The 22,092-nt window shown below is 71.7% G+C and carries 20 protein-coding genes and 1 riboswitch; of the genes, 9 read left to right on the top strand and 11 right to left on the bottom strand.

Annotation, left to right across the window (positions count from 1 at the left end; translation table 11 throughout):
• The first annotated feature begins 40 nt into the window (after positions 1–40).
• Genes AB0C76_RS32430 through AB0C76_RS32420 form a run of 3 tightly spaced genes read left to right on the top strand, consistent with a single transcriptional unit; the run spans position 41 to position 3,744 of the window.
• Positions 41–946, top strand: a complete 906-nt coding sequence (locus AB0C76_RS32430; RefSeq protein ID WP_359972456.1) for a carbohydrate ABC transporter permease — start codon at positions 41–43, stop codon at positions 944–946.
• Positions 947–1,001: 55 nt separating this feature from the next.
• Positions 1,002–2,699 (top strand): glycoside hydrolase family 13 protein, encoded by a 1,698-nt coding sequence (locus AB0C76_RS32425; protein ID WP_359972455.1) that lies wholly within the window; start codon positions 1,002–1,004, stop codon positions 2,697–2,699.
• 25 nt (positions 2,700–2,724) lie between these two features.
• Complete coding sequence (locus AB0C76_RS32420; protein ID WP_359972453.1) at positions 2,725–3,744, top strand: LacI family DNA-binding transcriptional regulator; 1,020 nt, start codon at positions 2,725–2,727, stop codon at positions 3,742–3,744.
• Between the two features lie 152 nt (positions 3,745–3,896).
• Here the strand turns inward: AB0C76_RS32420 and AB0C76_RS32415 are convergent, their stop codons facing one another.
• The 3 genes from AB0C76_RS32415 to AB0C76_RS32405 all read right to left on the bottom strand — a co-directional run bounded on the left by AB0C76_RS32415 (position 3,897) and on the right by AB0C76_RS32405 (position 7,154).
• Positions 3,897–4,097, bottom strand: coding sequence for a hypothetical protein (locus tag AB0C76_RS32415; protein WP_359972451.1), 201 nt, complete (start codon positions 4,095–4,097; stop codon positions 3,897–3,899).
• A gap of 281 nt (positions 4,098–4,378) precedes the next feature.
• Entirely contained in the window at positions 4,379–5,674 is a 1,296-nt protein-coding gene (locus tag AB0C76_RS32410; protein ID WP_359972449.1) for a transglycosylase family protein, read from the bottom strand.
• A riboswitch (cyclic di-AMP (ydaO/yuaA leader) is annotated at positions 5,661–5,820 on the bottom strand. It overlaps the preceding gene by 14 nt.
• Before the next feature lie 362 nt (positions 5,821–6,182).
• Positions 6,183–7,154: a hypothetical protein gene (locus AB0C76_RS32405; RefSeq protein WP_359972447.1), complete on the bottom strand. Its 972-nt coding sequence runs from the start codon at positions 7,152–7,154 to the stop codon at positions 6,183–6,185.
• A gap of 571 nt (positions 7,155–7,725) precedes the next feature.
• Here AB0C76_RS32405 and AB0C76_RS32400 point away from each other — a divergent pair.
• Positions 7,726–7,998: a DUF397 domain-containing protein gene (locus tag AB0C76_RS32400; RefSeq protein WP_359972445.1), complete on the top strand. Its 273-nt coding sequence runs from the start codon at positions 7,726–7,728 to the stop codon at positions 7,996–7,998.
• Between the two features lie 442 nt (positions 7,999–8,440).
• On the opposite strand, the gene AB0C76_RS32395 is transcribed toward AB0C76_RS32400, so the two are convergent.
• Positions 8,441–8,965: an ATP-binding protein gene (locus tag AB0C76_RS32395; RefSeq protein ID WP_359972443.1), complete on the bottom strand. Its 525-nt coding sequence runs from the start codon at positions 8,963–8,965 to the stop codon at positions 8,441–8,443.
• A gap of 418 nt (positions 8,966–9,383) precedes the next feature.
• Here AB0C76_RS32395 and AB0C76_RS32390 point away from each other — a divergent pair, with 418 nt between their 5' ends.
• Positions 9,384–10,250 (top strand): helix-turn-helix transcriptional regulator, encoded by an 867-nt coding sequence (locus AB0C76_RS32390; RefSeq protein ID WP_329930454.1) that lies wholly within the window; start codon positions 9,384–9,386, stop codon positions 10,248–10,250.
• Positions 10,251–10,362: 112 nt separating this feature from the next.
• Here the strand turns inward: AB0C76_RS32390 and AB0C76_RS32385 are convergent, their stop codons facing one another.
• The gene (locus tag AB0C76_RS32385) at positions 10,363–10,968 is read right to left on the bottom strand and encodes a TetR family transcriptional regulator (protein ID WP_359972441.1); all 606 of its coding nucleotides are present in this window, start codon (positions 10,966–10,968) and stop codon (positions 10,363–10,365) included.
• Between the two features lie 310 nt (positions 10,969–11,278).
• Positions 11,279–12,796, bottom strand: coding sequence for an MFS transporter (locus tag AB0C76_RS32380; RefSeq protein WP_359972439.1), 1,518 nt, complete (start codon positions 12,794–12,796; stop codon positions 11,279–11,281).
• An 86-nt stretch (positions 12,797–12,882) separates the two neighbouring features.
• Between AB0C76_RS32380 and AB0C76_RS32375 the strand changes: the two genes are divergently transcribed.
• The gene (locus AB0C76_RS32375; RefSeq protein ID WP_359972438.1) at positions 12,883–13,308 is read left to right on the top strand and encodes a MarR family transcriptional regulator; all 426 of its coding nucleotides are present in this window, start codon (positions 12,883–12,885) and stop codon (positions 13,306–13,308) included.
• A gap of 47 nt (positions 13,309–13,355) precedes the next feature.
• Here AB0C76_RS32375 and AB0C76_RS32370 read toward each other — a convergent pair whose 3' ends face one another.
• The 5 genes from AB0C76_RS32370 to AB0C76_RS32350 form a co-directional block, all read right to left on the bottom strand.
• Positions 13,356–14,303, bottom strand: coding sequence for a M56 family metallopeptidase (locus tag AB0C76_RS32370; protein ID WP_359972436.1), 948 nt, complete (start codon positions 14,301–14,303; stop codon positions 13,356–13,358).
• 209 nt (positions 14,304–14,512) lie between these two features.
• Positions 14,513–15,115, bottom strand: a complete 603-nt coding sequence (locus AB0C76_RS32365) for a DUF5134 domain-containing protein (RefSeq protein ID WP_359972434.1) — start codon at positions 15,113–15,115, stop codon at positions 14,513–14,515.
• A gap of 325 nt (positions 15,116–15,440) precedes the next feature.
• On the bottom strand, positions 15,441–16,226 hold the full coding sequence (locus tag AB0C76_RS32360; protein WP_359972432.1) for an amino acid ABC transporter ATP-binding protein: 786 nt from the start codon (positions 16,224–16,226) through the stop codon (positions 15,441–15,443).
• Between the two features lie 5 nt (positions 16,227–16,231).
• Positions 16,232–17,122, bottom strand: a complete 891-nt coding sequence (locus tag AB0C76_RS32355) for an amino acid ABC transporter permease (protein WP_359972507.1) — start codon at positions 17,120–17,122, stop codon at positions 16,232–16,234.
• Positions 17,123–17,196: 74 nt separating this feature from the next.
• On the bottom strand, positions 17,197–18,099 hold the full coding sequence (locus AB0C76_RS32350) for an ABC transporter substrate-binding protein (protein WP_359972430.1): 903 nt from the start codon (positions 18,097–18,099) through the stop codon (positions 17,197–17,199).
• A gap of 504 nt (positions 18,100–18,603) precedes the next feature.
• On the opposite strand from AB0C76_RS32350, the gene AB0C76_RS32345 reads away from it, so the two are divergent.
• From AB0C76_RS32345 to AB0C76_RS32335, 3 genes are read left to right on the top strand one after another with little or no spacing between them, the layout of a single operon-like run.
• On the top strand, positions 18,604–20,004 hold the full coding sequence (locus AB0C76_RS32345) for a DUF6421 family protein (protein WP_359972428.1): 1,401 nt from the start codon (positions 18,604–18,606) through the stop codon (positions 20,002–20,004).
• Positions 20,001–20,759 carry an SDR family NAD(P)-dependent oxidoreductase gene (locus AB0C76_RS32340; protein WP_359972426.1) on the top strand — a complete coding sequence of 253 codons (759 nt, stop codon included), beginning with the start codon at positions 20,001–20,003 and terminating at the stop codon, positions 20,757–20,759. Before AB0C76_RS32345 ends, AB0C76_RS32340 begins: the two co-directional genes overlap by 4 nt.
• Positions 20,756–21,832, top strand: coding sequence for a low specificity L-threonine aldolase (locus AB0C76_RS32335; protein WP_359972505.1), 1,077 nt, complete (start codon positions 20,756–20,758; stop codon positions 21,830–21,832). Before AB0C76_RS32340 ends, AB0C76_RS32335 begins: the two co-directional genes overlap by 4 nt.
• The last annotated feature ends 260 nt before the right edge of the window (positions 21,833–22,092 follow it).

Here is a 22,092-nt window from a genome sequence, read left to right as displayed (position 1 = left end):
GGCCCCGGACCCAGTTGACCCACGAAGGCAGGTACCCCCGATGAGCACCACCACCGAAGCCCCCGCCCCGGCCGCGCGCCCCGCACCGGCCACCCGGCCCGCCAAGGTCCGCCGCCGCGGCGAGAGCAGCCCGCTGGTCACGGCGCTGTCCCACGGCGCCCTGATCCTCGCCAGCCTGATCGCCCTGTTCCCGGTGCTGTGGATCCTCTACATCTCCCTCGGCCCGGACAAGACGGACTACCTCCACCCCGGCGCGATCCTCGGCAAGCTGACCCTGTCGAACTACGACCACGTGCTGTTCGGCACCGACTTCTTCACCTGGTTCGGCAACTCCTTCCTGGTCTCCGGCATCACCACGGTGTTCGGCGTCATGGTCGCCGCCACCACCGGCTACGCCGTCTCCCGGATGAAGTTCCCCGGCCACAAGCCGCTCATGTGGTCGCTGCTGGTCACCCAGATGTTCCCGATCGCGGTGCTGATCGTGCCGATGTACACGATCCTGTCCGAGCTCGGCCTGCTCGACGGCTACACCGGCCTGATCCTGGTCTACTCGACCACCACCGTGCCGTACTGCGCCTGGCTGCTGAAGGGCTACTTCGACACCATCCCGGTGGAGATCGACGAGGCCGGCCGGGTCGACGGGCTCAGCCCGATCGGCACCTTCTGGCGGCTGGTCCTGCCGCTCGCCCGCCCGGGCCTGGCGGTGGCCGCGTTCTACTCCTTCCTGACCGCCTGGGCCGAGGTCGCGTTCGCCTCCACCTTCATGCTCAGCTCCGACAAGTACACGCTGGCCGTCGGCCTGCAGACCTTCGTCAGCGAGCACGACGCGCAGTGGAACTTCATGGCCGCGACCGCGGTGCTGATCGCGATCCCGTCCTCGGTCTTCTTCTACCTGGTGCAGCGACACCTGGTCACCGGCCTGACCGCCGGTGCCTCCAAGTCGTAACGCCGGCACACGTCTCAGCGCTCCTCGCTCCTCTAGTCCCCGAGGGATTCCGTCCATGACCCAGAACCTGGCCGACACCTCCCGGCCCGCCGCCGACACCGCTCACGAGGCGAACGTCAGCGCGTCCAGAGGCTGGTGGCGGGACGCGGTCATCTACCAGGTGTACCCGCGCAGTTTCGCCGACTCCAACGGCGACGGCATGGGCGACCTGCCGGGCATCCGCAGCCGCCTGCCCTACCTGCGCGACCTCGGCGTGGACGCCGTCTGGCTCTCGCCCTTCTACGCCTCCCCGCAGGCCGACGCCGGCTACGACGTGGCCGACTACCGCGCGGTGGACCCGATGTTCGGCACCCTGCTGGACGCCGACGCGCTGATCCGCGACGCCCACGAGCTGGGCCTGCGGATCATCGTCGACCTCGTCCCCAACCACTCCTCGGACCAGCACGAGTGGTTCCAGCGCGCCCTGCGCGAGGGCCCCGGGTCCCCGCTGCGCGAGCGCTACCACTTCCGCCCCGGCAAGGGCGAGACGGGCGAACTGCCGCCCAACGACTGGGAGTCCATCTTCGGCGGCCCGGCCTGGACCCGCACCGAGAACCCCGACGGCACCCCCGGCGACTGGTACCTGCACCTGTTCGCCCCGGAGCAGCCCGACTTCAACTGGGAGAACCCGGCCGTCGCCGACGAGTTCCGCTCGATCCTGCGGTTCTGGCTCGACATGGGCGTGGACGGCTTCCGCATCGACGTCGCCCACGGCCTGGTCAAGGCCCCCGGCCTGCCCGACCTCGGCGGCTCCGACCAGCTCAAGCTGCTCGGCAACGACGTCATGCCGTTCTTCGACCAGGACGGCGTGCACGAGATCTACCGCAGCTGGCGCAAGATCCTCGACGAGTACCCCGGCCAGCGGATCGGCGTGGCCGAGGCCTGGACCCCGACCGTCCAGCGCACCGCCAACTACGTCCGTCCCGACGAGCTCCACCAGGCCTTCAACTTCCAGTACCTGGGCACCGACTGGGACGCCGCCGCGCTGCGCGAGGTGATCGACGTCTCGCTCGACTCGATGCGCCCGGTCGACGCCCCCACCACGTGGGTGCTCTCCAACCACGACGTCACCCGGCACGCCACCCGCTTCGCCAACGAGCCCGGCCTCGGCACCCAGATCCGCACCCCCGGTGACCGCGCGCTCGGCCTGCGCCGGGCCCGTGCCGCCAGCCTGCTGATGCTCGCGCTGCCCGGCTCCGCCTACGTCTACCAGGGCGAGGAGCTCGGCCTGCCGGACGTCACCGACCTGCCCGACGAGGTCCGCCAGGACCCGTCCTTCTTCCGCCAGGCCGGACAGGACGGCTACCGCGACGGCTGCCGCGTGCCGATCCCGTGGTCCGGCACCGAGGCGCCGTACGGCTTCGGACCGGTCGCCGGCGGGCCGTCCTGGCTGCCGCAGCCGGCCCAGTGGGCCGAGCTCAGCGTCGAGGCGCAGACCGGCGACCCGACCTCCACCCTGGAGCTGTACCGCAGCGCGCTCGCCGTTCGCCGGGCGCAGCCCGACCTGGGCGCGGGCACCGGGGTCGAGTGGCTGGACGCCCCGGAGGGCACGCTCGTCTTCCGCCGCGGCTCCTTCGTCTGCACGGTCAACACCGGCGCCGAGCCGGTGCGGATACCGGCCCCCGGGAAGCTGCTGCTCGCCTCGGCGGAGCTGGTCGTGGACGGCGGCGAGACGGTGCTCGCACCGGACAGCACCGGCTGGTGGGCGGTCTGACGTGGTTGCAATAGGCTCTGGGACCGTGACTACGGCGCGACTATCAGACATCGCGGCGCAGGCGGGGGTCAGCGAAGCCACCGTCTCCCGCGTACTCAACGGCAAGGCGAACGTCTCCGCCGCCACCCGGCAGACCGTGCTGGCGGCGCTCGACGTGCTCGGGTACGAGCGGCCCACCCGCCTGCGCCAGCGCAGCGCCGGGTTGATCGGGCTGATCACACCGGAGCTCAGCAACCCGATCTTCCCCGCGCTCGCGCAGGTCATCGAGCAGGTGCTCAGCCGGCACGGCTTCACGCCGGTGCTGTGCACCCAGACGCCCGGCGGGTCCACCGAGGACGAACTGGTCGAGATGCTGGTGGACCGGGGGGTGGCGGGCATCGTCTTCGTCTCCGGTCTGCACGCCGACTCCACCGCCGACCACGACCGCTACGCCCGGCTGGCCGGGCGCGGGGTGCCGTTCGTCCTGATCAACGGCTTCAGCGAGCGGATCGACGCGCCGTTCATCTCGCCGGACGACCGGGCCGCGATGTGGATGGCCGTCCAGCACCTCGCCGAGCTCGGGCACGAGCGGATCGGGCTGGCGGTCGGCCAGAAGCGGTACGTGCCGGTGCTGCGCAAGATCGAGGGCTTCACGGCCGCGATGCGCGCCGTCCTCGGGCGGACGCAGGAGGAGGCCGAGGAGCTGGTCCACCACACGCTGTTCAGCGTCGAGGGCGGGCACGCGGCGGCGGGCGCGCTGCTGGACAAGGGGTGCACGGCGATCGTGTGCGGCAGCGACATGATGGCGCTCGGGGCGATCCGGGCGGTGCGGCAGCGGGGGCTGTCGGTGCCGCAGGACGTGTCGGTGGTCGGCTTCGACGACTCGCCGCTGATCGCCTTCACCGAGCCGCCGCTGACGACGATCCGCCAGCCGGTCGAGGCGATGGCGACGGCGGCGGTGGACGCGCTGCTGGAGGAGGTGGGCGGAAACGCCGCCCAGCGTGGGGAGTTCATGTTCCAGCCGGAGCTGGTCATGCGCGGCTCCACGGGGGCCTGCGCGCGCTGAGGCCGGCGAAGGCAGTGTGAAGGGCCCCGGAGGGCGGTTGCTCTCCGGGGCCCTTCGGCATGCCGTGCCGGGCTCTGCCGGGCTCTGGTGGGTTGTGCCGGGCTGGGCTGCGCCGTGCCGCGAGTGGCCGCGAGTGCCGTGCCGGGCCGGGGTCAGCCCTCCTGGACGGCCGGGCGGTCGGAGGTGACGCGGTGGCCGTCGGCGGTGTCGCCGGTGCGGGTCTCGGTGCGGCGACCGCGGGCCAGGTAGTCGCGCAGGATCAGTTCGACGGCGTCCTGGGGACTCTTGGTACCGGAGAGCATCATCGCGTCGATCGCGAGGTTCGCGTCGAGCGTGACGGTGACCTGGGCCATGGGTGACTCCTCCTCGGGTGCGGAGCAGCAGCATGCCCGCTGGGCCGGGGTTTGACCACGCGAACGCTCCGAGGCGCGGAGCGGCGGGCGTGCGCGGGGAGGCGGCGCGGATCTCGGGTGCGGGGACGCCGAAGCCCCGGGGAGAGCGACCAGTCTCTCCCCGGGGCGGCGGGCGGGTGACAGCTGACAGATAACAGATGATGAAATCTGTTATCTGTCAGCTGTTCGCTGTCATCCGCGATCCGTCACCCGTCCCCGGCGGGAGGGTTCCGGAAGGATCCTCAGACGCGACCGGCGAAGTCCGGCGCCCAGTTGGCGATGGTCTGCAGGCGGACGCCCGAGCTCGGGTTGGCGGCCTCGACGTACTGGCCGCCGCCGATGTAGATCGCGACGTGGTAGACGCCGGAGTCCTGACCGTTGTTGGACCAGAAGAGCAGGTCGCCCGGCTGCAGGCTGTCCAGCGAGACGTGGGTGCTCGCGGCGGCCTGGTCGTTGGCGACGCGCGGGATCGAGATGCCCGCGGCGCGCAGCGCGGCCTGGGTCAGGCCCGAGCAGTCCCAACCGCCGTTGCCGGTGCCGCCGTAGACGTACGCCTGGCCGACCTGAGCCTTGGCGAAGTCGACCGCGGCGGCCATCGAGCCGGTGACGGCCGGGGCCGGGGTCTGCGCCTGGGCGGCGGGCTTCGAGGACGGCTTGGCGGCCGGGGTCTGGGCCTCGGCGGCCGGCTGGGCGTTCACGGCGTTCCCGGCGGAGGACTGGCCCGGCTTCTGCGAGCGGTTGAACCAGTTGAAGTCACCGGACTGGCCGGCCGGCGCCTGGGCGGAGTCGCCGAGGGACAGGTGCTGGCCCGGGTAGATGGTGTTCGGACCGTCGGTCAGGGTGCCGCGGTTCAGCTCGTACAGGCGCTGCCAGCCGCCCTTGACGTTGTGCCTGTCGGCGATCGTGGACAGCCAGTCGCCGGCCACGACGGTGTAGTCCGAGGCGTTGGTCTGGGCGCCGCCCTGGGCCCAGTCCTGGCGCTTCTGCGTCCAGGTGCCCTTGGCGGAGTCGGCGGCGGCCGGGGCCTGCGCCTGGTCCTGCGCCGGGGCGGCGGGCTTGGCGGCGGGCTTCGAGGACGGCTTGGCGGCCGGGGCGGCCTTCGCGGTGCTCGCACCTGCGGAGGTGTCGACGGCGGCCGGGGCGCCGCCCGCGGTCAGGCCGGCCTGGACGGAGCACACCGGCCAGGCGCCCGGGCCCTGCGAGGCGAGGACCTTCTCGGCGACGGCGATCTGCTGGTCCTTGGTGGCCTGGTTGGCCTGCGGGGCGTACGAGGTGCCGCCGAAGGCGGCCCAGGTGCTGGAGGTGAACTGCAGGCCGCCGTAGAAGCCGTTGCCGGTGTTGATGCTCCAGTCGCCGCCGCTCTCGCACTGGGCGACCTTGTCCCAGGTGGCGACGGAGGCGGCGGAGGCGGTGCCGGTGGTGAGGCAGGGGATGGTGAGGCCGACGCCCGCGACGCCGAGGGCGGCGATCACACGGCGGGTGCGGCTGGACAGGCGAGAGCCGTTGGTGGGCAGCATGAAGACGCGGTCCTCTCCCACGCCTGCGAGGTGAGCTGTCGGATTCGGGCCGGAGTTGCCCGGCCGCGCTGTGGCGCGGCTTCACCCCTAGCCCAGGACCGTTCCGTGGAGCGGTCCGGGGCGACTTACCTGTGGGTCCCCCGCTCCTGCCGTGGTGCGTTTTCGCGCTTCCAGCGCACCCGACGGCAGGACTCGGCGTTGCGGATGTGCTGGGTCCGTGTGGTCACGAACGGGGAGCACGTTAAGCAGACTTAAGTTCGAACTGCAAATACCTGTGATGCGCATCACGGATTATGGAAAGCCACCAAAACTTTCCTTCTTCAAGATCGAAAATGATCGTTTTCTCGCAATAAACCTGCGGATGTGCACAACTGGCAGGCTCTCAGGATTCGCATGACGGACAATCACCCGATCGCAAACAATCACAGAACGGACATCTCGCACATTCGGTCCTTAATTCCCTTACGCCGCAAGCCGAAAGGGCCCGGAACGCGGTCGTTCCGGGCCCTTTCGTACGTGCGGTCGGCGGCTACTCGCCGGCGGCCTCCCCGGTCGCCCCGGAGGCCGTCCCGCCGGCCGCGTGGGCCGCGCGGGAGCCTTCGGAGGCGGCCTCCGCCGCCTCGGCCTCGGCCTGCGCGGCGGCCAGGGCCTCCGCGGACGGCGCCGGCAGCGCGGCCAGGTACAGCGAGGCGATGAGCTGGCCGACCGTCTGGTAGGCGCCGAGCGGCGCGGCGGACGGGCAGCCGGTCTCCTCGGCGGCCGTGGCGAGCAGCTCGGAGTCCGCCTCCGGGCCGATCACCAGCGGGGCCAGTGCGGGGCGCTGCGAGCCGGTCTCCTTGAGGTGCGCGACGGCGGCGGCGACCGAGCCGGGCACGTCGAGCGCGGCGGCGACGACCGGGACGGCCAGGCGGGCGGCCAGCAGTACGCCGGTGATGCCGGCGGCGGCCGCGGCGTCCTCGCCGCCGACGGTGGTCAGCACGACGCCGTCCGCGGCGGTCGCGATGGCGAACAGACGGGCGCGGTCGGCGCGGGCCAGCCCGGCCTCGGACAGGCGTACGTGGACGGCCTCGGCCAGCAGCGGGTGCGGGCCCAGCACGTCGGTGACGTGGGCGCCGTACTCGGCGGCGAGCGCGTGGAGTTCGGGCAGGAAGTCGTGCGGGCCGGGCACCAGCGGTACCAGGATCGGCGCCGGCACGCCGGCCTCGGCGGCGGCCGCCAGCAGCTCGCCGATGCTGCGCTCGGTGCCGTCCGCGCCCTCGGTGCCGTCGCCGGGGAGGTAGCCCACCGCGGTCTGGACGCCGTTCTGTTCGCTGCGGACGATCGAGAGCAGCTCCTCGACGACCGAGCGGGACTCGGGCCCGGCGGTCGCGGGCACGGCGAGCACCAGGGCCGGGGAGCCGGCCGGGATCTCGGGGCGCTCGGGGCGACGGTGGCGCCCCCGCGCACGGGAGCCTGGAGTGCGAACGGGCAGTGGCGCGCCCGGGATGGCTGCGGTGCTCATGGCGGAGATCGTAGGACATCGGCCCGTCAGGGCTGCAGTCGGCTGCCGTGCCGGTTTCGAGCGAGCGTGGTGTGCGCGGCGCGCGGAGGTCTCGCGTGCGCGGGTCGATCAGCGGTCATTAGGTCACATTCCGGACATACCTGGCCCAACCCCCGCGCGTCCGCCGGTATCTCCTGGAGACGTGCCCGGTGGGGCGTCACGTTGCACCCGTGGCACGTGAGATGTCTCACAGTCGACGGGCGGTCTGACGGAGGGTCACGAGTGCGCGACTCCCGGCTTTCGAAGATCAACATTCAGCGGGGAGCCGCTCACGGCCGGTTATCGGGAGCCGGCCGGTTCGGTCCACTATGTCCGTTTACGTACCGTCAGGAGAAGGGTCCGTGAAGGGTTCAGGTCGGCCGGTGAAAGGCCTCGTGCACCTGCACCGTCTCGTGCTGATGCACGTGCACAACGGCTATCATCGCGTCAAGTGAGGCGTTGTGCCGGGCTGGTACGGGGCCGGCCCGTTCGTTCGGCGGGTGCCGGGAGCGCCGCGCTGGACCACAACTCCGGGGCTCTTCGGGAGACTTCTATGCACGACTCGCACGAATCGCAGGACCTGGGCGGCTCGTACGGTCCCTACAACGGGATGGCCGCCACCGAGCTGGAGGGAGTGGTCTGGCAGAAGAGCCTGCACAGCAACTCCCAGGGCAACTGCGTCGAGTTCGCCGCGCTGCCGGGGGGCGACGTGGCGATGCGCAACTCGCGCTTCCCGGACGGTCCGGCGCTCATCTACACGCGGGCCGAGATCGCCGCGATGCTGCTGGGGGCCAAGGACGGGGAGTTCGATCACCTGTCCGCCTGACCGGGCGTCCATCCGGCCGTTCACCGGGCCGTCCGGCCGCTTCACCGGACGTCCGCCGGTCCGGCCACCGCTCCGCACCCGGAGCCATCGGGGGGCCGTCGTGGGTGCTGACACCACGGCGGCCTTTGTCTTCTTCGCGGGCTCGGCCCCGCCGTCGTCCGCGCGCTTCGTCACGCGCTCGGTCACGTGCTCGGCGGGGTGCCTCTGCGCGGGTTCCGCCGCCGTCCCGTGCGCTGCCGTCCCGGCTGTCCCGTGCACTGCCGGCCCGTCGGGCGTCGGGGGCCAACTGGTCGTTGCGGGTGTGCTGCGGGGGGCCCAGGGGTCTCCGGCGCGAGCTCGGCCGGGGCGAACTGCCACTTCTTCCCGGGGGTTCGGTCCTCCCGGGGTGTCCGTCGAGCCGGGGACGCGTGCCCGCGCTGCGGGGGTGCGTGCCCGTCCGCCGCTAGGCGGAGCGACGGTGCCGGCCACCGAGTTCGGGGGTCGCGGCCCGGGCTTCGGCTTCGAACAGCGCCCAGACGACCTTGCCGCCGCCCAGGGGGTGCCAGCCCCAGGAGTGGCTGAACGAGTCCACCAGGTGCAGCCCGCGGCCGGATTCGGCCACGAAGTCCGCCTCCCGGGCGACCGGGCCGATGCTGCTCGGGTCGCTGACCGCGCAGACGATCTGCGGCGCGCGGTGCACGAGGCTTATTCGGATCGGCAGCCTGCCGTCACCGCCGGGCTGTGTGGGAAAGTCGTACTCGCCCAGGGCGCCGCCCACCGGGTCGGGCCGTGCGCCGATCGCATGCCGCAGCGCATTGGTCACGAGTTCCGACGCGACCAGCGCGACGTCGTCGAACAGCTCCATCAGCCCCCAGCGTTGCAGAGCGGTCCGGGCGAAGTCACGTGCGGTTCTGACGGCTTCGAAGCGAGGAGCGAGCGTACAGGTGACCACGTGGGGGTCAACCGCCAAAGCCGTACCGGTGCCCATGAAGAGCTCCTCCCATAAGGGGGCGGACACGGCTGGACCCGCCGGGGTCATGCCGGTCACCTCCGACTCGCTCGGCCGCACGGCCCCCTCCTCGACGAGGCGCGCGCGCACACGAAGGCCCGGTGGCGTGGGGGACGCTGCCGGGCTGGTGCACGGAGTCGCGCGTGGGGTCGACGCGGAGCCCGCGGGATTGCCAGGGATGTGCAGGTGCACGTGCACCATGGTCCTCTGCGCTCACTGCAGATGCAAGAGTCGATTCACGTGCAGTCGCACTATTGGCATATGCAAGCGCCGGATGCACGTGCATCCTGGTGTGCGGAGTGCAGAACTGATAGGAACATCCGTCAGTATCGGCACCGTGAGCGCTCAACTGATGGCAGACTGTGCGCTGTTTGCCCTAGGTGGAGGTTTCGACCGCATGACCACAGTTCAGCCGGGCGGCGGCTCGATGGTCCGCCGGATCCTCCTCGGCTCACAGCTGCGACGCCTGCGAGAGGCGCGCGGCATCACCCGCGAGGACGCCGGCTACGCGATCCGCGCCTCCGAGTCCAAGATCAGCCGCATGGAGCTCGGCCGGGTCAGCTTCAAGGAGCGCGACGTCGCCGACCTGCTCAGCCTCTACGGCGTGGATGACGGCCTGGAGCGGGAGGCCCTGCTCGGCCTGGTCCGCGAGGCCAACAAGTCCGGATGGTGGCACAGCTTCAACGACGTGCTGCCGGGCTGGTTCCAGACCTACGTCGGCCTGGAGGAGGCCGCGCAGCTGATCCGCACGTACGAGGTGCAGTTCATCCCGGGACTCCTGCAGTCCGAGGAGTACGCGCGAGCTGTTTTCGGTCAGAGTCGGCCGGTCATCAGCGAGGAGGAGGTCGAACGGCGGGTCAGCCTCCGCCTGCGCCGCCAGAAGCTGCTGACCGAGGGCAACAACCCGCGCCTGTGGGCCGTCATCGACGAGGCCGCGCTGCGCCGCCCGGTGGGCGGACCCAAGGTGATGCGCGGCCAGGTCCAGTACCTGATCGACGTCGCCGAGCAGGCCAACGTCGTCATCCAGGTCATGCCGTTCCGCTTCGGCGCGCACGCGGGTGAGTCCGGCGCGTTCACGATCCTGCGCTTCCCGGAGCAGGACCTCGCCGACGTCGTCTACCTGGAGCAGCTCACCAGCGCGCTCTACCTCGACAAGCGGGACGACGTGGACGCCTACATCCAGGTCATGGAGCGGCTCTGCGTGGACAGCCTCACGCCCGAGCGCACCATAGACCTGCTCGCCTCGATCCTGAAGGAACGCTGAGCCTTTGCCCGGAGGGGCCTGGGCGTCCGGGCCCGAACGGCCGGACCGCGGGCCGTGTCGGCCCGCCGCCCGGACCGGCCACCGATGAGCACCCGTCGCCGCCCACCCGCCGTCAGCCGCGGGCCGGCGGCCGTTCGCGTTCCGGAGGCAGCGGCTGCGGGGGGCGGCCCAGCTCCCACGGCAGCCCGTAGCGCCGGAACAGGTCGGCCCGGATCGGCGCCAACGGCAGTTCCGCGCCCGGCAGCAGGACGCCGATGCACCCGCCCATGAGCGCGCTGCGCAGCACCGCGTGCTCGGCGGCCGGATCCGGCGCGCCCCACTCCCGCAGCAGGCCCTGGAGGATCGCGCCGAGCTGCTGCTGCTCCGGGTCCTGGACGAAGGAACCGGTGTCCGGGTCGAGGATCAGCGCCAGGTGGGAGCGCATCACCCGTGGGTGGTCGAGGGCGAGGCCGAGGACCGCGTCGATGGCGCGGGCCAGCCGGGCCTCGGGCGTCGCGTCCGGCGCGAGTTCGGCCAGGGCGCTGCTGAGCGACTGGTGCATCATCCGGTGCGTGGCTGACTGCATGAGCAGCCGTTTGCCGTCGAAGTAGTACGACAGCAGCCCGCGCGCGAGTCCGGCGCGCTCGGCGATGTCGCTCAGCGTGGTTCCGGCGTATCCGTGCTGGTCGACCAGTTCGACGGTGGCCCGCATGATGCGCCGGCGCGACCGCTGACGCATCTCCTCGTTGACCGAATCCCCGCGAGGTGCCATCGTGACTGCTCCGAACGTTCGTTGGCTCCCGGCCAATATACTGGGGGAGTTGACGGCCGATCCGTGGAACCGCGTTGACGAGCGGCGCACGGGCGGCTGGTGCGGGGGCGGCCGATACGAAGACGGCCGGCTCCACCAACACGGGGGTTTGGTGGAGCCGGCGGCACTGTCCGGGGGCGGACATCCGCGCGGCTCGACGCGGCGCGATGCGGTCCGGCGTGGTCCGGTACAGTCCGGTGCTGTTTTCGCGTGGGTGGCTCGGCGCGGGCGGAAGCGGTCAGCGCTCGGCCAGTACCCCGGCCCGGTCGGCCGGCTCGAAAGGCCGTGACGTGTAGTCATAGTCCGGGACCGACACGGGATTTGCCTTCTTCCGGCGCTCCAGTAGCGCGCCCACGAGGGCGATCAGGAACCCGAGCAGCGCGACCGCCGTGACGAACAGCAGGGCAGGCCGGTAGCCGTCCAGCTGCGCCTGCGGGCTGTCGCCGCCGGCGCTCCCGGCGGTGATCATCGCGGTCGCACCGGCGAGCACGACGGCGGTGCCGACCTGGATCGCGGTGTTGACCAGGCCCGAGGCCAGGCCCTGCTCCTCGTCCGCGACGCCGTCGGTGGCGGCGATGTTCACGGAGGGGAAGGCGAGCGCGAAGCCGACGCCGAGCAGCAGCATCGACGGCAGGACCAGCGCGGGGTAAGAGCTGTGCTCGTCCAGCCGCAGGAACATCGCGAACGCCGCGGTCAGCGACAGGACGCCGATGGGCAGCAGCCGGCCGGTGCCGAAGCGGTCCACGATCGGGCCCATGAACGGCGCGGACAGGGCGATGAACGCGCCGGCCGGCAGCAGCCCGAGGGCCATCTCCAGTGCCGACCAGCCGAGCAGGTGCTGGAGGTAGAGCGTCACGATGAACTGGAAGCCGCCGTAGGCGCCGGTCATCGTGAAGGCGATCACGTTGGCCCGGGCCACCGCGCCGTTGCGGAAGATGCCGAGCCGGACCAGCGGGTGCGCGGCGCGGCTCTCGGTCACCAGGAACGCGGCCGCCAGGGCGGCGACCACGGCGAACGAGCCGAGCGTGCGCAGGCTGAGCCAGCCGGCGCCCTGTGCCTCGGTGACGGTGAACACGAGCAGCAGGACGGTGAGCGTGCCGGTGATCGCGCCGAGGACGTCGTATCCACCCTCGGTGCGCTCCTCGACCGGGCGGGGGAGCAGGCGGACGGCGAGGAGCAGGGCGATCAGCGCGACCGGGACGGGCATCAGGAACGTCCACCGCCAGCCGACCGAGGTGAGCAGGCCGCTGAGCACGAGGCCGAGCGAGAAGCCGCTGGCTGCGCAGGTGGTGTAGATGGACAGCGCCCGGTTGCGGGCGGGGCCCTCCGGGAAGGTCGTGGTGATGATCGACAGGCCGGCCGGGGCGGTGAACGCGGCGGCGGTCCCCTTGAGGAAGCGGGCGGCGATCAGCAGCGCGCCGTCGTCGACCAGTCCGCCGAGCAGGGAGGCGGCACCGAAGACGCCCAGGGCGACGAGGAACACCCGGCGGCGGCCGAGCAGGTCGGCCGCCCGTCCGCCGAGCAGGAGCAGGCCGCCGTAACCGAGAACGTAGCCGGAGACCACCCATTGCAGGGTCGAGGTGGAGAGGTGCAGTTCGGACCCGATGGACGGGAGGGCCACTCCCACCATGGAGACGTCCAGGGCGTCCAGGAAGATTGCGGCACAGAGGACGAACAGGGTGCCCCAGAGGCGGGGGGTCCAGGCCTGTACGCCGGTTGACGGTGCGTCGGGTGACGTGACTGTCGCGGTGGTCATGGGGAGGAGATTACATGCATGTGCAATCAATGCAAGTGAATAAGATGTAAACGCATAAGTTGCGGTAACGGTGATAGGGTGGCGCCGTGGCTGAACTCGACTCCCCGGCGGAGGCCGGTCTCGTCGCGCAGTGGCGCGAACTGCTGGCCCGGCACGCCGAGACCTCCTGCGCGCTCGACCGCGAGCTGGGCGAGAGGCACGGGCTCGGGATGAGCGAGTTCGAGGTGCTGGAACGCCTGGTCGAGGGCTGCTCGGTGGACCGCAGTCACCGGCTCCGGGTCCAGGAGCTCGCCGACGTCGTCCACCTCAGCCAGAGCGCGCTGTCCCGCCTGATCGGCCGGCTGGAGAAGGCGGGCCTGGTGACGCGCGAGATGTGCGTGGACGACCGCCGCGGCATCCTGATCGTCCTCACGGACGAGGGGCGCGAGCGCTATCGGCAGGCTCGTCCGCTCCATCGCGAGGTGCTCGCGCGCACGCTCGGCGGTGAGGTCACCGGCCCGTGCGGGTCCTGATGCTGACGTTTCGTCAGATCGCCTGAGGAGTCGGCGGGTCGACGGGGTTAGAACTGCGAGACGAGGCCCGGCGCGGCGGCCAGCAGCACGACGGCCACGGGCGCGGCGAGCGCGGCGGCGGTGAGCTGGAGCCGGTGCGGCACGGACAGCCGGGGGCGGCCCGCGAGCAGGCGGTCCACCCGCTTCGGGGACTGTGCGAGGCCCGGCGGACAGGAGCCGAACACCCCGCGGCCCAGGTTGAGTTCGGCGAGCGCGAGGGCGGTGGTGTGCCGTCCGTGCCGACGGGCCGCGCGGTCGTCGGCCGCCAGCTCGACCAGCTCGCCTACCTGGTCCCGGAAGGTGCTGAACACCCGGACGCCCGGGAATCCGGACGCGAGTGCCTGAGCGGCCTGAGCGAGCCAGTCGTGCCGGGCGCGGACGTGCCCGCGCTCATGGCTCAGTACGGCCGCCAACTCCCGCGCGGTCAGCTGTTGGAGGGCTCCGGTGGTGACCACCAGTCGGGAGTTCGGGCCGGGCAGTGACCAGGCCTCCGGGCGGACGTTCTCCAGTACCACCAGGCGTTCCCGACGGCTTCGGGCGGCCGCGATGGCCTCCGGCAATTCGGGAGCGCGGTCGGAGAGTTGAGCGTGACGGTGGTTGCGCAGAGCCTTCGCCGAACGGACCTCGCGGGTGACCGCCAGTACCGTCTGCAACCCGCCCGCGGCCAGCACCGCCGCGCAGAGCCGGCCCCAGCCCTCGGCGTCCTGGAGCCCGTACGCCGCTTCCACCCCGTGCGGTGCGCCGGCGAACACGAGCGCGCGCAGTTCGGGCAGCGCTGCCGAGGCGGCCAGAACCAGGCTCAAGGCGCAGCACAGCAGGACGGCTACGACCAGGCACTGCCACACCAGCAGCGCCAGCACGGGTTCGCGCTCCACCCAGCGGGCCCGGGCGAGCAGCCGGGGCACGGCGGTGGAGAGCAGCAGGCCGAGCAGCAGCAGGCCGATCAGGGCAGTCATCGCATGGGCTCCCCGAGTACGCACGGAGCGCGACAGCGCGCTCCTCGCCAACCTATGCGGTGGCGACGCCCGGTGGCACGGCTTTCGGCCGGCCAGTGACCAACGCCACGCGGCCCCGGGGACCTTGGTCCCGGGTGCGGCTCGGCCAGGGCACGCGGAGTGTGGTCGGGGCGGGGGACGGAGTGGGGGCGGGGCGGGGAGGGGCGAGGTCACATGGTCAGGAGCATCGCGAACATCCCGATGCCCATGGTGAGCCGGCAGGCCTGCGGGAGGCCCGCCGTGCCGACGGTGACGCTTCCACCGGGGGCGTGGAGGAGCCGGGTGCCGGCCCACAGGGAGTAGGCGCCGAAGTAGACCAGCAGCGCGCCGGTGAGCAGTGGGGCGCCGGTGCTCGGGGCGTGGTGGTGATGGCTGGGGGAGGCGGTCATGGCGAGGGCCGTGTAGGTCATGGCGAGGCCGCCGATCGCGTGGTGCAGCCGGTGTCCGCGGTGGTCCGGGGCACCGGCGGCGGCGAGCAGGAAGACGGCTGCGGGGACGCCGAACAGCCCGGCCCAGACGGGCGCCGGGACGGCGGCGCCGGTGACGGCCATTCCGGCCATGCCGAGCCCCATCAGCGCCTCGGCGGCGTCGGCTTCACGGGCGAGCAGCCGGCGGGTGCCCGTTGGGCGAGTGGTCGCGGGCGCGCAGGCGGAGTGCGGCGCGGGCGGGGAGCCGGGGCCCCCCGGGGCGTGCCGGAGGCGGGTCAGGCAGTAGGCCCCGGCGGTGGCGGTGAGGAGGGCGAGGAGCCAGTTGACCAGGGTGGGTCCGTGCAACGGCGGCCTCCTGGGGCGCGGGAGGACGGCGAGCGGCGAACAGCTGACAGGTTTCAGATGACAGATGACGAAATCTGTCATCTGAAACCTGTCAGCTGTTCGCCGTCACCCGTACTCTGCGGCGTTCGTCCTGTCCACGATCACCGCTCCCGCTCCCGAGAGGCCAGGGCGCGTGCAGGGGCGCACGGTGGTGACCAGCGGAGTGCGTTCCCGCGAACGCCCTGAGCTCGCCTCGACGAGCCCCCGCCAGATCCCGCCGGAACCCGCCATCCCGCCGGACCCCGCCAGATCCCGCCGGATCCCGCCCGCCCCCGCGCGGCCCGTCTCAGCCCTGAAGCCGCCCCGAGGCGACGATCCGGCTGAGGAACCGCCGGGTCCGTTCCTCCCGCGGATCGCCGAACACCTGCTCCGGCGGCCCCTGTTCGAGCACCACCCCGCCATCCAGGAAACAGACCTGGTCGGCCACCTCGCGTGCGAACCCCATCTCGTGCGTCGACAGGACCATCGTCATGCCCTGTTCCTTCAGATCGCGCACCACCGACAGCACCTCCCCGACGAGCACCGGGTCGAGCGCCGCCGTGATCTCGTCGAGCAGCAGCAGCCGCGGCCCGGTGGCCAGCGCCCGCACGATGGCGACGCGCTGCTGCTGCCCGCCGGAGAGCCGGTCCGGGTACTCCTTCGCCTTGGCCGCCAGCCCGAGCCGGTCCAGCAGCTCCAGCGCCTTCGCCTCCGCCTCGGCCCGTCCGAGCCCGTGCACCCGGCGCGGCGCCAGCGTGATGTTCTCCAGCACCGTCATGTGCGGGAACAGGTTGTAGGCCTGGAAGACGACACCGATCCGGCGCCGGACGGCGTCCTCGTCCGTCCGCGGGTCGGTGATGTCCTCGCCGTCGAGGAAGATCGCGCCGTCGTCGACGCCCTCCAGCAGGTTCACGCACCGCATCAGCGTGGACTTGCCCGAGCCCGACGCCCCGATCAGCGCCGTCACCGAGTGCTCGGCCACGGCGAGGTCGACGTCGCGCAGCACCACCTGCGAGCCGAAGGTCTTGCGCACCGACTCCAGCCGCAGCACGTCCGCTCCGGCCGCCACCGGGTCCCCGTTCACAACGCTCACCCCGCTCACACCGCACCCCCCTGGACCTGCCGACGGTTCATGCGCGCGGTCAGCCAGTCGGCGAACCGCGTGAGCGGAATGGTCAGCACGATGAACACCAGCCCCGCGACCAGGTACGGCGTGTAGTTGAACGACCGGGAAGCGATGATCTTCGCCGCGTAGACGGCGTCGATCGCCCCGCCGATCGAGACGAGCCCGGTGTCCTTCTGCAGGCTGACCAGGTTGTTGATCAGCGGCGGCACCACCCTCCGCACCGCCTGCGGCAGCACGACGTACCGCATCGCCTGCGTGTTGGTGAGCCCGAGCGAGCGTGCCGCGGCCCGCTGGCTCGGGTGCACCGACTCGATCCCCGCGCGGAAAACCTCGGACACGTACGCCGAGTACGTCAGTACCAGAGCCGCCCCGCCGAGCAGCAGGGGATCGGTGGTCACCCCGGTGAGGCGCAGCGCCGGCACCCCGGTGATCATCACCAGCAGGCAGATGATCATCGGCAGGCCGAGGAAGAAGTCCACGTACACGGTGGCCAGCAGCCGAACCGGCAGGAACACCGGGCCGCGCAGGGTCCGGAGCACCGCCAGCAGCAGGCCGAACACCAGGATCAGCACGCCGCAGCCGAGCATCAGCTCCAGGTTGAGCCGAAGCCCGGTCAGGACCTCGGGCAGCGCCTGCCGGGCGTAGTCGAGGTTGAAGAAGGTCCGCCGAGTCACCTCCCAGCCGGGGGAGTTGACGACGAGCAGGTACAGCACGACGGCCGTCAGCAGCGTCGACGAGCCCGCGATCAGGGCCGAACGCCGGGCCCGCCCGCGGCGGTAGGCGTCCCGGGCGAGCCGGCGCTCGGACGGACGGTAGCCGTCGTCCGCCCCGCAGCCGGACGCACCGCTGTCCCGTGCGCCCACCTTCCGGCCGGCCGCGCCGCTGGCCTCGGCGCCGCCACCGACCTCGGCGCCGCCACCGACCTCGACACCGCCGCTCACTTCAGCACCGGTGCCGAGACGGCGTCGGACAGCCACTGCTTCTCCAGCTTCGCGAGCGTCCCGTCCGCCCGCAGCGCGTCCACGGCCTGCGACACGCAGCCGGTGAGTCGGGAGCCCTTGTCCAGCACCAGTCCGAACTGCTCGCCCTGCGACGCGCTCTCGAACTGCCCGACGACCTGAGCCTCCGGCACCTCGGCGCCGGTGATGTAGAAGGCTGTCGGCAGGTCGACCACGAGCGCCTCGACCTGGCCGTTCTTCAGCGCGGCCTTGGCCAGGTCGTTGGAGTCGAAGACGGCCGGCTGGATGCTCGGCTTGATGGTGCTGGTGATGGTGTCGAGGCTGGTCGTGCCGACCTGCGCGCCGAGCTTGGCGCCCTTGAGGTCGGCGATGCTCTTCGCGTTCGCGGCCTTGGAGTTCTTGAGCGCGATGACGGCCTGTCGGACGTCGTAGTAGCCGGAGGAGAAGTCCACCGCCTGCTTGCGCTCGGCGCTGACGGACACCTGGTTGACGTCGAAGTCGAAGTCCTTCGGGCCGGGCGAGGTGGCCTTGTTGAACGGTGCCACCACCCAGGTCACCTTCTCCTTGGGGTAGCCGAGCCTGTCGGCGACCGCGTAGGCGACCGCCGACTCGAAGCCCTTGCCGTTCTCCGGCTTGTCCTCGGAGAACCACGGGTCGTACGCGGGCTTGTCGGTGCCGATCGTCAGCGTGCCGGCGGTCCGGGTCGCCAGTGCCCCGGGCGCGCAGCCGCCCGACGTGCCCGACGTGCCCGAGGCCGCGGTCCCGTCGGTCTTGGCGTCCTGCGGCGCGCACGCGGTCAGCGCGGCAGCGGCCGCCAGCAGCGCGGCGACGGGGAGGGCGGCGGACTTGCGGCGGCCGGGGCGGAGACGGAGGTCGGTCATGGCAGGGCTCCAGGGAAGGAAGGCCGGGCAGGACAGGAGATGCGGCGGCCGGGGCCGGAGGCGGCCGCGGACCCGGCGGGTCACTTCCCCCGGTGGCGGCGCCGGGACACACGCGGCATGGTCGGCGTACGGGCCCGCGTCCGCGGTGCCCTCCGGGCCTGATCGGCGGATCGGCGAGCGAGTGGATCGGCGGATCAGCGACAGCGGCGGCGGCAGCAACAGCCGCGCGTGCCACGGCAGGCGTGACAACGAGAGGGCACCCGGAACAGGCCGTCGTGCCGCTCGGTCATCGTGATCACCGCCGGGAGCATGGCGGGAGGTTCGCATCCCGACGGCGCCCGTGTCCAGAACATCCACCGCGGCGTCCACATGCCGGACATCCGGTCGCGGCGCCCCCGGAACCCCCCACCACCGGAGGTTCTCCGATCGGAGCCCCCTTGAACAGGAGAACCTTTCGTATCTATGGTGTCTCCATCGAAAACCTCCTGTCGAAGTGAGTCCACGATGCAGAATCTTTCGCCAAGGCTCGCTGTGGCGGCCGACGCCCCGGTCTCGACCCTCGCCGGCCACCCGGCGTGGCTGCGCCTGAAGGAGGCCGTCGAGACCCTGCGCCCGCTGCAGTCCAAGGACGGCTCGATCGACCTGGCCGCCGTCCAGCGGCACACGGTCGATCCGCTGGTCGCCACCGTTCGCAGCGCGGTCGCCGAGCTGGCCCCGCTCTTCCCGCACGACGAGGCCTACCTGGCCGCCGTCGACGCCGACCTGGCCAAGTGGGCCGACACCGGCTACCGGGAGCCCGACTTCCTGGACTCGCTGCTCGCCTTCCAGCCCGCCGACCAGCGCGTCGACGGCCTCGAGCACCTCGTGGTCTTCCCGATGTACACGCAGAACGGGAACCCCGACCGCAACCTCGAAGCCGTCCTGCTGCGCGTCGTGTGGCCCGACTGGCTGGCCGAGCTGGAGCGCACGCGCTTCGACAACCCGATGTTCGTCCCGATCACCTTCACCGACTTCACGGCCGGGTACGACACCAACTCCGCCGTCCTCTTCCCCGAGACGGTCGCCGTGCGCGAGGCGCCGGAACGTTTCACCTGGGGCGGCATCTTCTGCGACCGCGAGGCCGCCCGCTTCCGCGCCGTCACCACCAGCGCCGTCCAGCAGCTCGGCCTGGCGATCCCGGCCGACGCCGAGGGGCTGCTCGAGGACCAGGCGCGCGCGCAGGAGACCTTCGTCCTGTGGGACCTCGTCCACGACCGCACCCACAGCCACGGCGACCTGCCGTTCGACCCCTTCATGATCAAGCAGCGCAGCCCGTTCTGGATGTACGGCCTGGAGGAGCTCCGCTGCGACCTCACCACCTTCAAGGAGGCGGTGCAGCTGGAGGCCGAGGGCAACAAGCACGCCCGCGACGTCCAGTACGCGATCCTCTTCGACCGCCTGTTCCGGTTCCCGGTCAGCGGCGACCGCGTGCGCAACTACGACGGCATGGGCGGCCAGCTGCTCTTCGCCTACCTGCACAAGCACGACGCGCTGCGCTGGCGCGACAACCGGCTCACCATCGACTGGGACCGCGCCCCGCAGGTCACCAACGAGCTCTGCGCCGAGATCGAGACGCTGTACCGCGACGGCATCGACCGGCCCAAGCCGGCCCACTGGATCGCCGCCTACCAGCTCGTCTCGCGCTACCTCACCCCGCACCCGGCCTCCACCTGGGCGAAGGGCGCCGACGCGCTGCCGCTCGACATCACCGACGGCAAGGCCCTCAACAAGGCGCTGTGCGACGCGGTGCTCCCGGACGAGTTCCCGCTGAGCATGTTCTACGAGGCCCTGTCCAAGAAGCTCGGCGGCGTCATCGCCGCCACCGCCGGCATCACCGGCATCGGAATCAAGGGAGCCGCCGCGTGACCACCACCTCCAACGCCCCGCTGGCCGGCAAGGTCATCGCCGTCGCCGGAGCCAGTGGCCCGGCCGGCCAGGCCGTGCTGCGCCGCCTGACCGCCGACGGCGCCACCGTGATCGGTGCCGACATCGACCCGGTCCGGCTGGAGAGCGCCCTCGACGCCACCCGCGTCGCCGTGCGCGGAGCGAAGGTCAGCGGCCAGGTGATCGATCTGCTCGACCCGCAGGAGGTCCACGACTGGGCCGACCACCTGGAGGCGGAGCACGGCCACGTCGACGGTCTGTTCCACCTGGTCGGCGGCTGGCGCGGCAGCAAGACGTTCTTCGACACCCGCCTCGACGACTGGGACTTCCTGCACGACACCGTCGTGCGGACCCTCCAGCACACCTCGCTGGCCTTCCAGCCCGCGCTGGTCCGCAGCCCCGCCGGCCGGTACGCGATGGTCTCGGCCGCCGCGGCCCACAAGCCCACCGCCGGCGGCGCCGCCTACGCGGCCGCCAAGGCCGCCACCGAGGCGTGGACCCTCGCCATGGCCGACTCCTTCAAGAAGGAGACCACCTCGGCCGACGGCGAGCCCACCGCCGCAGCTGCCATCCTGGTGATCAAGGCGCTGGTCAGCCCGGAGATGCGGGCAGAGAAGCCGGATGCGAAGTTCGCCGGCTTCACCGACACGGCTGACCTCGCCACTCACCTGGCGGGCCTCTGGGACCGCCCCGCAGCAGAACTGAACGGACAGCACCTGTGGCTGACAGCCCGATGAACGACTCCATCCGCACGGACGCGGTACGGCGGCACGACCCCGCCGTCCGCGGCTTCGCCAGCGACAACTACGCCGGCGTGCACCCCGAGGTCCTCGCCGCGATAGCGCTCGCCAACGGCGGCCACCAGGTCGCCTACGGCGAGGACGACTACACGGCGCACCTGCAGGACGTCTTCCGCCGCCACTTCGGCGAGAAGGCCGAGGCCTACCCGGTCTTCAACGGCACCGGTGCCAACGTGGTCGCCCTCCAGGCGCTGCTCCCGCGCTGGGGCGCGGTCGTCTGTGCCGAGTCCGCCCACATCCACGTGGACGAGGGCGGCGCCCCGGAGAAGATGGGCGGTATCAAGCTCCACACCGTCCCGACCCCGGACGGCAAGCTCACCCCCGAACTGCTCGACCAGCAGGCCTGGGGCTTCGGCGACGAGCACCGCGCGCAGCCGCTGGCGGTCTCGATCACCCAGAGCACCGAGCTCGGCACCCTCTACACCGCCGACGAGATCCGCGCGATCACCGAGCACGCCCACCAGCTCGGCATGCTGGTCCACGTCGACGGCTCCCGCCTGGCCAACGCCGCAGCCTCGCTCGGCCTGCCGATGCGCGCCTTCACGACGGACGTCGGCGTCGACGTCCTGTCGTTCGGCGGCACGAAGAACGGCCTGCTGCTGGGCGAGGTCGTCGTGGTGCTCAACCCCGAGCGGGTCCGCAACATCAAGTACCTGCGCAAGACCTCGATGCAGCTCGCGTCGAAGATGCGCTTCGTCTCCGTGCAGTTCGAGGCACTGCTCTCCGGCGACCTCTACCTGCGCAACGCCGGCCACGCCAACGCCATGGCCAGCCGCCTGGAGGCGGCCGTCCGGAAGATCGACGGCGTCGAGATCGTGCGCCCGGTCCAGGCGAACGCGGTCTTCGCGATCCTCCCGCGGGAGGTCAGCGAGCGGCTGCAGAAGCGGTACCGCTTCTACTTCTGGAACGAGCACACCGGCGAGGTGCGCTGGATGTGCGCCTTCGACACCACCGAGGCCGACATCGACGCCTTCGCGGCGGCCATCGCCGAGGAGATGGGCCGCGCCTGACGGCGCTCCACCAGCGGATCGTCCCGTCCTGCGACAGCAGGGCGGGACGATTTGCACGGGGCGCCCCCGGCCCCGTACAGTTCCGGAGTCGCCGCGGGAGACCGGGGCAACGAAAGCGGAAAGCAAATCCGATGAATGAAACTCCGGAAAACGGAGCGGAAAACATCTGATAAGCTGGAAACACGAAAGAACGAAGCGCCCGGAGGGCCCGCTGGAAGGCGGCTCGAAGGAAGTGTCCGTTCCTTGAGAACTCAACAGCG

This window comes from Kitasatospora sp. NPDC048722, assembly GCF_040650235.1.
Classification (GTDB): domain Bacteria; phylum Actinomycetota; class Actinomycetes; order Streptomycetales; family Streptomycetaceae; genus Kitasatospora.
This window is presented reverse-complemented; position numbering and strand designations above follow the sequence as displayed.

Excerpts from the sequence above, each read along its gene's own strand:
- AB0C76_RS32430 (WP_359972456.1), top strand. The coding sequence starts at position 41 with ATGAGCACCACCACCGAAGCCCCCGCCCCGGCCGCGCGCCCCGCACCG.
- AB0C76_RS32425 (WP_359972455.1), top strand. The coding sequence starts at position 1,002 with ATGACCCAGAACCTGGCCGACACCTCCCGGCCCGCCGCCGACACCGCT.
- AB0C76_RS32415 (WP_359972451.1), bottom strand. The coding sequence starts at position 4,097 with ATGGCCCAGGTCACCGTCACGCTCGACGCGAACCTCGCGATCGACGCG.
- AB0C76_RS32405 (WP_359972447.1), bottom strand. The coding sequence starts at position 7,154 with ATGAGCACCGCAGCCATCCCGGGCGCGCCACTGCCCGTTCGCACTCCA.
- AB0C76_RS32400 (WP_359972445.1), top strand. The coding sequence starts at position 7,726 with ATGCACGACTCGCACGAATCGCAGGACCTGGGCGGCTCGTACGGTCCC.
- AB0C76_RS32395 (WP_359972443.1), bottom strand. The coding sequence starts at position 8,965 with ATGGGCACCGGTACGGCTTTGGCGGTTGACCCCCACGTGGTCACCTGT.
- AB0C76_RS32390 (WP_329930454.1), top strand. The coding sequence starts at position 9,384 with ATGACCACAGTTCAGCCGGGCGGCGGCTCGATGGTCCGCCGGATCCTC.
- AB0C76_RS32385 (WP_359972441.1), bottom strand. The coding sequence starts at position 10,968 with ATGCGTCAGCGGTCGCGCCGGCGCATCATGCGGGCCACCGTCGAACTG.
- AB0C76_RS32380 (WP_359972439.1), bottom strand. The coding sequence starts at position 12,796 with ATGACCACCGCGACAGTCACGTCACCCGACGCACCGTCAACCGGCGTA.
- AB0C76_RS32370 (WP_359972436.1), bottom strand. The coding sequence starts at position 14,303 with ATGACTGCCCTGATCGGCCTGCTGCTGCTCGGCCTGCTGCTCTCCACC.
- AB0C76_RS32350 (WP_359972430.1), bottom strand. The coding sequence starts at position 18,099 with ATGACCGACCTCCGTCTCCGCCCCGGCCGCCGCAAGTCCGCCGCCCTC.
- AB0C76_RS32345 (WP_359972428.1), top strand. The coding sequence starts at position 18,604 with ATGCAGAATCTTTCGCCAAGGCTCGCTGTGGCGGCCGACGCCCCGGTC.
- AB0C76_RS32335 (WP_359972505.1), top strand. The coding sequence starts at position 20,756 with ATGAACGACTCCATCCGCACGGACGCGGTACGGCGGCACGACCCCGCC.